This is a genomic window from Bradyrhizobium sp. USDA 336 (genome assembly GCF_044908355.1).
Lineage (GTDB): Bacteria > Pseudomonadota > Alphaproteobacteria > Rhizobiales > Xanthobacteraceae > Bradyrhizobium > Bradyrhizobium yuanmingense.
This window is the reverse complement of sequence record NZ_JBIYDC010000002.1, coordinates 7384034-7396530: the sequence shown is the minus strand read 5'-3', so window position 1 is coordinate 7396530 and position 12497 is coordinate 7384034. Positions and strand designations below refer to the sequence as shown.

Here is a 12497-nt window from a genome sequence, read left to right as displayed (position 1 = left end):
CTACCTTCGGCTGAAGGTTGCGGTTCAATCTGATCATGTGAGGCGCATAGAAAGTGGTGGACATGAAAGAAGCATCAACTCAAGCGTCGCGGCATCGATCATCGTCGGCGCAAGGAGCCTCGGGCTCATCATCGATTGCTATTTTGGCGCAGCTTACTGAGTCGGACTTTGCGACGAATTACCGAGATGCAATGCGGCCAGTTCTCCTACGTGGCGGTTGCGCGACTTGGAAGGCGTGCCGGCGCTGGTCTCCTCAGTATTTTGACCAGGTCGCCGGATCGCTTACTGTGCCAGTCAAGACGCTGAACAGTGGTGACATCAAAGTCTCGTCTTGGCGCCTCGCAGAATACGTTCGGTTGATAATGGAGCAGCCGCCGCGCGAAGATGAAGTCCCATCAAATGCGGGGGCAATTCCGTATTGCCACGACATTCCATTACTGGGGTTAGTGGAAACGCTGGCGCAAGATTGTCAGCCCTTTCCCGCGGAGCTTCTTAGTCCCTGGTATCGTCAGCATTGGTGGCGGTATTCGCAGTTCTTCATGGGCCCAGCAGGCACGATTACGCCGCTTCACTTCGACAGCCTACTTAGTCACAACCTCTTCTTCCAGATCTACGGCACGAAGACGTTCACAATCATACCTTCGACCCAAGCCGATCTTTGTGGACGCCGCGGTTGGAGATGGTTTGATGTGGACCCGGAACAACCGGACTATGTGCGCTTTCCGCAGTACCGGGATGCAACGCCCGCCGTAATCACCGTAAGTGCAGGCGATATGCTCTATATGCCACCTGGTACCCTCCACCACGTCCGTAGCTTATCGGCCTCGATTTCCTTCAACATCGATTGGCACAATGAGCGGAGCGTATTGGACGCGTTAGCGCAGCCTCCCGATGAAATCCCGACAGAAGTCAAATATTACAATGCGATCACAGCATTGGCGGTCATCGCCAAGATACCTGAAGCCATCACGTTTCCATTGTACCGGCCCTATTTGAGCTATGTAAGTTGACGAGGCGAGTTGCAGGCGAGAGCGTCACCTCGGCCTTGAAGAACGCGGGTTTCAGCTCGGACGAGCTGAGGCCAAGCGATGGGTGACGCGCGTATTTCGGGTAACAACACTTCGGCCCCAGATTGCATCCCGCCGACGTAAGATGCTGTGGCGTGCTTGGCTAAGGCATGAAAACGTTCAGGCGGTGTGAGCGTAGTCCCCCGGCAGCATACGGCATATGCCTGGCGCGATTTGTGTAGGGGAAGTGGCGTATTCGGCGCGAAGTTCTCCGCTCGTTCATGGAGCAGAGGTCATTGCGCCCAGCGGCCTATGACGAGGTCTGACTGAAACCCGGCTGCAATGCTCGTATGGAGGGGATAGGTCGATTAGTCATCGTGCCTCTGCTGCCTTCGCCGCTTCGCAGACGACATTCGCCCGGCTGGGTTCGTCGATCGGAATCTCGAGCTTGATCGCCGGAACGTGACGCTTCTCCGACGGCCCTTCCATCATCGTACGCACAGACGTGCGGCACAATAGGTGGTGACCAGCGGGTCTCGAGCCGGCCTCGCTCGGCACGCCCGCCTGCTCGCAAGCTATCCCCTTGATGATTCTCCTAACCATTATCGTCAACCTTGCGCGGACTTTCCTCATCGAAAGGTGTGGCTATCCGGTTGAGCATCAAGACGGCCTTAGCTTAACGACCGGCGGTCACGCGCACTCACCTTCCAAGATTTGATCATCGCCTCAAGTCGTTGTTGCAGTGACATTTCGGAGCGTACAATCGTTTTACTCCGTTCAGACGATGGAGACGTGGCAGTGCCAGCGAAGTCGAACGTTCAGGGGGCCAGCACTGTCTCGACCAGGTTCACCCAATAGCCGATGCCATATGGCAAGGTGTCGTCATTAAAATCATATGCCGGGTGGTGCAAGCCAACTGTCGATCCGTTACCAAGAAAGATGATCGCACCTGGCCGTGCCTCAAGCATGTAAGCGAAATCCTCTGATCCCATCCGCGGCAAGATCTTGTCATCTACTGAAGTCGGTCCGACAAGATTGCGTGCTGCCTTGATCGCCAGATTGGTTTCCTCCACGTGATTGATGGTGACCGGGCCGGATCGGCAGTACCTGAATTCGACATCTGCACCAAATCCGCGCGCAATGCCTCGAGCGGAAGACAGAATCTGCCGTTCCGCGAACTCGCGCAGGTCGGGCACAAGAGTCCTGACACTGCCCGCCATTTCTACTTGGTCGGGAATGACATTGTAAGCCCGAGCTGCACTGAGTTTGGTGACGGAGATCACCAGCGCCTCGATTGGATTCGTGTAGCGAGAAACTAAGGTTTGCAGGCCCACGATGATCTGTGCTGCAATGACGACTGGATCAATGGCCTCGTGTGGTTTCGCGGCATGGCCGCCTCTCCCCTTTACGATGAGGTCGAACTCGTCCAGAGCGGCCATGATCGGCCCATGGCAGATGCCGAACTTGCCAACTTCAATTCCTGGCACATTGTGCAGTCCGAACACCTTGGTTATTGAAAAACGATCCATGATGCCTGCCTGGACCATCCTTTTGCCGCCCACTCCATCCTCTTCAGCGGGCTGGAAGATCAGGGCGACGCCCCCCCTGAAGCGCCGAGTAGCCGCAAGGTATTTCGCGGCGCCCAACAGCATGGCCATGTGACCATCATGCCCACATGCATGCATCTTGCCCGATACTTTCGATGACCAGAGCTTCTCTGACTGTTCAAGTATCGGTAGCGCGTCCATATCCGCGCGCAGTGCAATCGTTGGCCCGGCTCCGCATCTGCCGCTCATCAAGGCGACGATACCAGTTTCGGCTATCCCCGTTTCGATATGATCAACGCCGAAAGAACCTAGCTTCTCCGCTAAGAATCTGGCCGTATTGTAAAGCCGGTAGTCCAGCTCGGGATTTTCATGAAGATAGTGACGCCAAGCAGTTGCCTCGGCTTGCAGATTTCGGAACGCTTCAACGCCATTCATGTGGACCCCACCTTATTGAGTGAGTACGGCGCTACCGACCGGCCCCGTAGCCGTGCCTCACGCCACCAATTCGATCATCCTGGGTTCAACCTCTTGGATAGCATGAAGCGTCGGAACGCCGTGCGGCATCTTCGTTCGACCACGAACAAGAGAGGCGAATTGCCAGTGCAGGATTCCAGCAGCCAAGTTCGAGACCTACTCTCCGATCTCGCGTCCGATCCTGGAAGAACATCTGCGCAAGTTTGATAACATCGCGCTCGTGCGTACAACAAGCGATCTTGTCGATGCATCCTTCGCCTTCTCATCGTACTCTCTTACAACAGACAGTGGCGCAAGCCCCGGTGCTAGAATAACTCGAACGGTCGTCGTCCCCACCAAATCCAGGATAGCCGGTAAGATACTTCGGGTGATGGGAGCGGTGATCAAGCTTGCATTAGGTTTGGCGTGCGCTATTGCATCCAGCACCTTTTTCTGCCGGCAACAGTACTCCCACTTGGAAGTGGAAGCCCCGCCCGAGGGATCTCCGAACCCGCCGTTGTGAGCATATATTGAAATCTCCATCTTCGGGCCGATGTCGCGCCTGCGCTTTCCTGTGGCGAGCACGCGTTCTGGTCAAAGGCTCGGCGATCTGACAGAGCCAGTCTGATCTGTGTCCCGGCGGCTCCAGCTCATGTAGCGAACACTGAAGCGTTCCGCGGCGGACATATCAACTGCTGGGTTCAGTAGTAGAATTGACCCGCATAGCTGGGCCGCTTGAACGGTTTCTAGTTGGAAGCTGACCTCTCTCCCACTATCAATGCTGCAAAGGCTATCGTCTGCTGTAGTTGCCGCTGTGGGCATGTGGGCAATCCGGCGGCCTTGCCCATCATGTCCAGACGGGGCGTCCCTATTGCTGCGCGCCATACGCGATCGGCCTGCGATAGCCGAGCGCGTGTGGAAGGCGATGCTCGTTGTAGAAGGCAATCAAGCTGCGATTCCGTCCTTGCGATCGCAGCCCTCGGGGTAATCCTTCAGGTAGATGTCCTCGTGCTTGAGCGATCGCCAGACACGTTCGATGAAGACCTTGTCTATTCAGCGGCCGCATCCGTGCATGGAGATCCGGATTCGGGCGGCCGAGAGTCCGCCAGTGCACGCGACGCTCGTGAACCGGATGCCGCTGTCGGAGTTGTCGGACGAGCTTCGCATCGTGCTGAGATCACCGGCCGCCGTGTTTGCCCAGACCGTCGCCGAGCGCCGTCACGCAGAACGAGACATCCATCGTTTCGACGATCCCCAAGCCAGCATTGCGCCCGCTCGCCAGGTCAATAATTACCACCAGATTGATGAAACCCTGTCGGACGGAGATGTAGGTGATGTCGGCCGCCCAGACGTGATTGACGCGCTCATTGTGAGGTTGCGCCGCAGAAATAGATAGAGAGCTTGTGGCCGGCGGCAGGCCTCGTTGTGCGAGGTCGTGGCCCGAGCGCCGCGATTCGCCATCGTGCTCATAGCCGTTCTACACCCTTGCGGTTGATCCGCGGGCCTTGGGTACGCAGCATCGGCCTCATGGGACGCGCGCTGAGAAACGGCGACGTCGTGAACCGCTCATCGAGCGGGCGCATCGGTGCGGCGTCATCGTCCTTGCCGGGGTCGCGGCCGGTAGATGCCGGAACGCGCGACGCCGACCAGGGCGCATCTTCTTTCTAATCGACAGCGCCCGAGCGCCGCCGTCGCGCATCGCTCCGGCGGTACAGCGCCGCTCATCCTCCGGACCTCCTGGCTTAAAACCTCCCGCTCCACCGTGAGCTGGCCAAACTTGGCATGCAGCTTTTCGACCTTTCGCTCGCGAAGGCCTCGCCATCTCGGCCGATGCCCGCGTCGAAGGCTCGCCCCTGCGTTCTCCAGCGGCTGGTTCTTCCAGGCATAAATCTGCTGGCGTAAACCTTATAGCACTGGGCCAGATCGGCAACCGTCGCCTATTCGCGCACCACATCCACGGCAATCTTCGCGTGCAAGGCGACCTCAATCTTGCGTCTCTTCTTCATGGTTCGCTCGTTTATGAAACGGAGCGGGTCGATCTCCACCCCTGGTCCCCAAAACCGGGTCCATTTCAATCCGAAGCACCTCAATCGGACCATTGCGCGATTCAAGTTGAGCGAGGACGACGCTGCGGTTTCAACCGCGACGGCTTCCGTATGATGCGGGAACGCTTAGACGTAGGTCGGGAACTAGCTGCTGAGAGTGGGGTGACGACGGGCGGTTAATAGAAAGAGCTGGAGTACTAGCACCGCGGCATGCAAGGCAAGCTAGACGGCTGTTTGCCCTTGGCTCAACCAAGCCACAATTTACCCGTGCTGCGCAAGCTCAGCGTCGCTCGCGCACCGAGCCCTCTTGGGCGACCGAAGCTACAAGCGTGCCGTCGCGCCTGAAGATCAGCCCACGGGTAAAGCCACGTCCGCTCTGCGCGCTCGGCGATTCCTTGGCATAGAGTAGCCAATCATCGGCGCGGAACGGGCGATGGAACCACATTGCATGGTCAAGGCTACCGGACAAGATGCGTCCATCGAACAGCGTGCGCCCATAGCGTGCCATCACGGCATCCAGCAGCGACAAATCCGAGGCATAGGCCAGTGCGCATATGTGCAGCGCCGGATCGTCGGGCAGCCTTTGCGCGGCCTTCATCCACATATGCAGCCTTCCGTTCTCGATTTTTTGGCCAACATACCTACCGATCTCAACGGGACGAAGCTCGACTGGACGATCCGGTTCATAGTAGCGCCGCACAATTTTGGGGAGATCGGCATATAATGGCAGCTTCGAGATTTTTTCGGCCGCGAAATGTTCGGGCGCCGGCACCTCAGGCATTTTATCCTGGTGTTCGAACACCCCTACTTCGCCCTTGTGGAAGGAGACCATGATCGAAAAAATTGCGCTGCCGTGCTGCGTCGCCGTGACGCGCCGTGTCGAATAGCTTTTGCCATCGCGTAGGCGCTCGACTCTGTAGATCAAGGGTATCTGAGGATCCCCGGTGTGGAGGAAGTAGCAATGCAGCGAATTCGGCAGCCTGGCTTCGACTGTGCGACATGCTGCAAACATCGCCTGACCAATGATTAGGCCGCCGAATACCCGGTGCTCGCTGACGTTTGGGCTCTTGCCGAGAAATAGATCGACCCCAATCGAGTCAAGGTCGAGAATGGCTGCAAGGTCGATCCGACTTTTGTACATTCAAGAACTCTTAGCGTGTTCAGCGTCATCACTGGAGCGGTACGATCATGGGCACCAATGTCGTGGGCCTTAGATGAAGTATCGTTGCAACCGGGGTTTCGGAGCCGCTAGCCGGACTGCTTCCTCCCGTTACTGCACACCGTACGACCGACAATTCACATGACGGAACTTTCGACAGCCCCACCCCTTATGATAATCATTGAGGCTTGTGCAATCGGCGTGCCGCTCCGCGCATCACATGACGAGATGCACAATGAGGAAGTTCTTGTCGCGTCAACATTGGCAGCGCTGTGAACGTTTGGTTTCGGACACGTCGTGAAGCAAACAGCTAATGCGATTGGCCTACCTAAAATACGATGCGAACCCGATTTGAGCTGCTTCCTAGGACCGCACTTGTTGCCGCATCGGCTCAAGAGCGTCCCGATCCTCGAAAAAAAGCGGTTCAAGCCGACTTTAGCTCCATCTCGACCGGGCTGATATAGCAGATGGCTGAGTGTCTGCTGTGATTAGGCCCTCGATGTACGCGACGAATGTCGTGCTCTGCATTATTGCGGATTGCATACTGGCGTCCGGTTTTTCGCCTGTGGAAGAAGCTTTCCAGCGGGGCATTGTCGTAGCATTCGGCTCCGCGGCTCGTCTAAGGCCGGCAGCCCGCGGCCAGCAGTGCTCGGCGGTACCGGTTGAAGTCTCTTGGATGCCGCGATCGGAGTGACGGACCGGGTCGGCAGCGGACTTTTGCCCCTTGATCCCCATCCTCAATGCGGCGAGCGGCAATTCGGCCTGCATATGCTGCGGATCTGCAAGCCTGCCCTTTAGAGAGTTTAAACCGCGCTTCGGCGTCGCCCCAGGGGTCTGCCTCGCTTCGAGAACGGCGAAACGCCCCACCGCGCTCTCTGTTGAAGCCCTAGGGCGCGATCAGCCGGGATGGTCCACGCATGAAGGCCGCAATTGGAATGCTTCCCACATCTCAGGTTAGTAAGATTTGCGCTGGGCGGCGCATGCATGCGGACGTTGCCTCGGACCTTTGCATATCGGCAAGAACCGCTAAAGCGCGGCAAACTGGCAGCCGATTACGTGCGAGGAACGGTCCGCCCCTGCTCAGTGCAGCACCGTGTGCCCATTCTTGACGACCGTAACCCGACGCTCTCGCACGCAAGCTTCGAATGAGATCGAATTACTGTCCTTCCAAAGATTGACGGTAACAACTTCTCCCGGGAACACCGGCGCCGAAAAGCGGGCCCGGTGACGATGAAAGGCAGACGGATCGTAGTCGGCGTAGGTCTGCAGGACCGCTCTGCAGGTCAGCCCATACGTGCACATTCCGTGCAGAATGGGCCTTGGAAACCCGGCCCGACAGGCGAACTCCGGATCACTATGCAAGGGGTTCCGGTCACCGGAAAGTCGATAGATAAGGGCCTGGTCAGTTCGGGTAGGGATATCGAGGGATCTATCTGGTGGTCGGCGGGGCACTTGATGTGGCTCGGGCATCCCCTCCGATGGCCCGCCAAAGCCGCCGTCCCCCCTCGCGAAGGTCGATGAAACGATTGTGACGATCTTGTCGCCGCCACTCTCTCTGACAACCACCTCGTTCTGAATGATCGCTCCTTTCTCCTTACCTTTGTCATAGATTCCCTTCACACGCGCATCCGCTGTCACGTTCGCGGCGATCGGCATTGACTTGTGAAACGTGATGTCCCGCTCGCCGTCAACAACCATGACGCGATTGAGATCAATGACTCCGGGGCGTGCGCCCCAAACGCAGACGGAAGCAAACGTCGGCATGACCTTTAATGGCTTGGAAGTTGCAAATGCTTCATTGACAAATTGCAGCTCCTGTTCATTCAAAGGATCTGAGCCCATGCCCACTCCAAGTGCATAGAGCAGTACCTCCTTGTCAGTCCAGGAATAAGGAGCCCCACATGTCTTTAAGTTCAGTGCAGCGGGATAGTTGATCGGCATCCGAGCCTTTCTACCGTTGACGACCCAAGGCCGCGGCCGGGGGCTCAACTTGAATGTCTTTCGTGGGGCGGCGCGCGTACCGCAGGCGCTCCATGTTCGTCGCGCTGGAGGGCGTGCGGCAGATCTCATTGTTCGGGCAGATCATCCAGCCAGCAGGCTGTCGCGACGTGCGGTCGGGAAAAGATCTTACCCATCTTCTCGGGAACTTTATTCTGGTGGTACCGCATATACACGCGACCATCTCTAGTCCGCGCCCCAGTGCGACTTGGAAGTGCGAGCCGCCCTTCACCGGCCTCGCTTGAAATAAGTAGTAGGGCCGCACTCCGATTTCGTGGCATTTGGCAAACGTCGCAGCTAATATCTCGGGGATCATCGTTGACTTTAGCGAGGACCGAGCACAGGGCGTGCAATTCCTTAACCGCAAAGCGCGCACTTTGCGCTCCGCGCCGGATGAGATCTCGCCTACGTGATCGAAATGCGCGATGATGATTGGAGATTTACCGGCCCTGTGGATACGCTGGACTAGTGCCGATAGAGCTGACTCATCAAACCGCTCTGGCGCATAGGCGAGCATTTTTGTGCCTAATCTGATCGACTTCAAATGCTCTATTGGCAGCAGATGGTCGACGGTCTTGTTCAGATTGGACGTGCTGAGCACGAACGGGTCACCTCCCGAAAGGAGTACGTTCGTCGTCTCAGGATGGCGAGCAATATATTGCGCGACCCGACCGAAGTCGGGTGCGATTTCATCCGAAACTTTCCCGACAATGCGCTTTCGAAGGCAGTAACGGCAATATGAACCGCAGCGTTCCGTGACCAGTAATATGCCGTTTTGGGCGTACTTGTGCTGGAGTCCCGGCACGACCGTGTTGTCGTGCTCGCCGCTCCTATGCAAGGTGCCTGGGCCGTCGAACTCTCGGATTGAGGGCTCGACAATGTACTTCAGCTGATCGTAGTATCCGCTCTTCACGATCTGTTCGCAATGAGACTTTGTGACATGATAGGGCGTGATGTTGTTGACTTGCAGTTCACTCTCGCTCACGGCGCGAGTTTCTTCGATGAGCTTCAACACGTGTGCTCTGCAATCCAGCTGACTAGCTGTGGTTTCCATTGCGCACCTCGCCCGCGTTTATCAGCGCGTTTTAAATTCAGTGCGATCTTCCTCGTCTACAATACAGCACCATCAGCGGATCGATACCTACCTAGTGTGGTGAGGCCTATCGGGATCGACATTGAGAAAAGTGCGCTGATACTCGCGCTAGATGGTCGAAGGACCGCAGCGACCTAAGTTGCAGCCAAAGAGCGTGTTGAGATCGAACTGAATTGCAAGGGATAAGCCAAATCGGGCGAACCATGACTATACCTTGGCGAGCATGGCCAATAGGAAGGCTCTTCGATTAGGTGATCAGGGCGGTTTGAGGAAAGGCACCGCAAAGCAGCTTTGCCGATCGGGCGCTGGCCGACGCTCTCCCGAAACCGAGATTAGCTCCTGCAACTGCGGCCTAGGGGGACGATTTGACGCTCGACGCGGATCGCCAAACGCCTGCTTCGCCCGCACAATGCGTAAGCCTACAAGTCGATGGTATCGCCGTTCCTCGCGGCCGAGAAGATCCCCTTCGAGTAAAACCGTGCGGGCCAGCGATTGGCATCGTCCTGAACTCGCTGAGCGCCGGAAAGCGTGGCGCAGTGCGGAGACTTTTGGTCTCCGGTTGAGTTTCTTCGATGGGACCCGACGACAACCGTGACAGCCGTCGTTACGCCCCGGGCCGATGTCGGCGCATCCGCTATGGCAATGCGCTGAACGGCCATAAGAAGACGAGCACGGTCATTGGGACCTTATCTGCGAAGGGCTTGACTGCGCCTCGTGCTCCACGCGCGGTCAACGCCGAGTGGTTCTCCGCCCACGGCTAGCAAACCTTTTCTCCGTGGTGCGTCAGAGCGACGCGGTGAGTCCTCACAGTTTGCCGTGCCAGGCGTCGAAGAGGCTACATGCCTATAGCCAGGCGCCGGCGTGCCCCGACTATTCTGCCGTCCCACAGCTCGGATCTCAATCCGGGCTAGATGACATTCGCCAACCCAAGGACCTTTGGGCGGCAAGCGAGCCCACGCTGTGGTCCTACAAACGCGCGGATGCATCCTCATAAGTCAATTGAGCGCCATCTTAAACTGCGCGAACATGCGCTCCAGCTTTTCAACGTCCCAGCACCGCTGGGCAAGGGCCGGCTCGCATTGTACTCGGCTCCCACACGAGAATAGCACCGACTGCTAGCGCCTTCTCAGCAATTCTGCGGACCAAAAAGAAGCAGCTTGCCCGCGCCGGTTAGCGGTCCTGAGAACAAGAAGGCCCGGCTCCGTTTGATTTGCCGGGAAGCAACTCAGTCGCTGGCCGGCGTCGTACGAATTTCGCACGTGCTGATTGCGCTAGGCAGCTTTAGCGGCCCGTGATTTCGGCCGTGCGGTACGCCGGCGCCGATTACACGCTGGTCCATAGCCCAATAAGGATTGCCGATCTTGTTGAGGGGGTACGGCTCAGTCGCGCGATTGTCCCAGATTACGACGTCGCCGGATTCCCATTTCCAGCGCAGAGTGTTCCGCGGCGCGACAAGGTAGGATTGCAGCAGTTCGAACAGCTTTTGACTGGGATAGCGCTGCAGGCCGACAAAGCTCTGCACGGAACGACCAAGCGAGAGCATACGTTCGCCGGTTTCGGGATGAACACGAACCATCGGATATGTCGTTTCCTGAATCGTTCCGGTAGATACGCCGCCCCATCCGCTCTAGTTGGCCTCGGTGGCCCTCTCTGTCGCAGTGAGATCGAATGCGGCGTAGTTCACAGCCCAAAGGTTATCGGCCAACATCCGCAGGGGATTGGGAAGGTCTAGATAGGCGGCCGCCTTGCTCGACCAAGCGATGTCCGCGCCACAAGATGGGATCCCTGCGCCCCACAGCATTGAAATTGCTGGGCGGCCGGCACAGAAGACGACCTCATTCTCCATTTGATCGATATGACTGCCGGCGCGGTCAGGCAGCGTCTTCCCGGCTGTGAAGCCTCCCCTTGTATCCACCATTGTGGGATTCGGTATCAGCGAATCGAGCCGAAACAAAAAGCGCTTTTGCAGGGCACCATCGAAATGTCCCTGATCACGGAAAAAGATAACCTTATGCTCCAGCACCAGCCGGTTGAAGGCTATGAATACCTCGTCGCGCAAATCATCCGACAATTTAAGGTTCTTGATTTCGGCACCAAGCTGGTCCGCGTGCTTGACGATGTCTGCTCGCGAAATGACGTTATCAACGTTCATTGTGCCACTCATGACGGCGCCTTTCTCTGTGGATTGCTAACAAACGCCCCGTGGTGGTCGTGTCAGGTCGACGAACACGGCAAGGGCGTTCTGCTGACATGGATCCGAATTGTCTGACCGTGGGGGTCGCCGCGCCTACAATTACGCGGCTGAAGTCCAATCCACACGACCAGCATCTTAGGATCTCACTCCCTCTGAGTGCGGACTCGGCAATGCCGTCCCATCGAGGAGACTCGCATATACGGCCACCAGATCGATCTGCCGCCTGATCAACAGCGCAGATCATAGACGCAACACATGTCCAGTCCATGAAACGAAACCAGCTTTCTTTTCGAGCTTTCGTGACGTTCGCTTCGTCTAAGAGCTCGTGCGTGGAAACTCATCCAACAGCGACTGGATCGCACCTCATACAAACCCGCACGGCCTCATCGGAGCGATGAAGATTGAAACTGGTTAAAGTAACTGGTGTTGCGACGACCGCCTGAATCCGCCCAGTACGCCTGCGGCGACACGGACCTGCTTCAGCGGCACGACATTGCCCCGAGCATGAGCCGGGTCGGGAATCCCTATGACAATGCCAAGGCGGAGATGAAGACCCTCAAACAGGAGGCGGTCAACGGCCAGACTTACCGCGATGCGCAGCATGCCAGAAATGCAATCGGCGCCTCCGTCGAGGACGTGTACAATCGCCAACGGCTACACTCGGCTCTGGCCTGCCGGCCGCCTGCCGAGTTCGAAGCAAATTTACCGCGATGCGGAGCTGCTGCGCAGCAGCCCCGCATCGCGGCCGTAACCCATCAACCCGCCCAGCCGCCCCAGGCGCTCGGCTCCTGTCCCTGACTACCGTGTCTCACATCAGGGGTGCAGTTCAAGCCGCCGCTCCTCATTTCCTCGACACTGGCTGGCCGACGCCCTGATCGTCGGGCTACAGGATGGCAACTTCCACAGCAAATAGAGAAGCCCTGCAATGGCTCCCCAGAAAAGTATGCCGCGGACAATGAAAGCGAGCGCCATGTTAATCGCCGTCTGCTCAAGCCGTGCGC

Annotated in this window: 6 protein-coding genes and 1 pseudogene; 2 read left to right on the top strand and 5 right to left on the bottom strand. The window is 57.5% G+C overall.

The features are described 5' to 3' along the window. Positions 1–62 precede the first annotated feature (62 nt). Complete coding sequence (locus ABIA45_RS35560) at positions 63–1010, top strand: cupin-like domain-containing protein (protein WP_404655091.1); 948 nt, start codon at positions 63–65, stop codon at positions 1008–1010. An 815-nt stretch (positions 1011–1825) separates the two neighbouring features. Here ABIA45_RS35560 and ABIA45_RS35555 read toward each other — a convergent pair. The 5 genes and pseudogenes from ABIA45_RS35555 to ABIA45_RS35535 form a co-directional block, all read right to left on the bottom strand. Then, positions 1826–2989 carry a M20 aminoacylase family protein gene (locus tag ABIA45_RS35555; RefSeq protein ID WP_404655090.1) on the bottom strand — a complete coding sequence of 388 codons (1164 nt, stop codon included), beginning with the start codon at positions 2987–2989 and terminating at the stop codon, positions 1826–1828. Positions 2990–5332: 2343 nt separating this feature from the next. Beyond that, the gene (locus ABIA45_RS35550; RefSeq protein WP_404655089.1) at positions 5333–6193 is read right to left on the bottom strand and encodes an acyl-CoA thioesterase; all 861 of its coding nucleotides are present in this window, start codon (positions 6191–6193) and stop codon (positions 5333–5335) included. A gap of 1098 nt (positions 6194–7291) precedes the next feature. Then, complete coding sequence (locus tag ABIA45_RS35545) at positions 7292–8152, bottom strand: MaoC/PaaZ C-terminal domain-containing protein (protein WP_404655088.1); 861 nt, start codon at positions 8150–8152, stop codon at positions 7292–7294. 10 nt (positions 8153–8162) lie between these two features. After that, positions 8163–9224, bottom strand: coding sequence for a lysine 2,3-aminomutase (locus ABIA45_RS35540; protein WP_404655086.1), 1062 nt, complete (start codon positions 9222–9224; stop codon positions 8163–8165). Positions 9225–10527: 1303 nt separating this feature from the next. Next, positions 10528–11454 (bottom strand): annotated as a pseudogene (locus tag ABIA45_RS35535) (TauD/TfdA dioxygenase family protein). Between the two features lie 465 nt (positions 11455–11919). Between ABIA45_RS35535 and ABIA45_RS35530 the strand changes: the two are divergent. Continuing rightward, positions 11920–12294, top strand: a complete 375-nt coding sequence (locus ABIA45_RS35530) for an integrase core domain-containing protein (RefSeq protein WP_404655084.1) — start codon at positions 11920–11922, stop codon at positions 12292–12294. Positions 12295–12497: the final 203 nt, after the last annotated feature.

What these genes read in the sequence shown, in the direction of transcription:
- ABIA45_RS35555 (WP_404655090.1), bottom strand. Translation starts at nt 2,989, where the DNA reads ATGAATGGCGTTGAAGCGTTCCGAAATCTGCAAGCCGAGGCAACTGCT.
- ABIA45_RS35560 (WP_404655091.1), top strand. Translation starts at nt 63, where the DNA reads ATGAAAGAAGCATCAACTCAAGCGTCGCGGCATCGATCATCGTCGGCG.
- ABIA45_RS35545 (WP_404655088.1), bottom strand. Translation starts at nt 8,152, where the DNA reads ATGCCGATCAACTATCCCGCTGCACTGAACTTAAAGACATGTGGGGCT.
- ABIA45_RS35550 (WP_404655089.1), bottom strand. Translation starts at nt 6,193, where the DNA reads ATGTACAAAAGTCGGATCGACCTTGCAGCCATTCTCGACCTTGACTCG.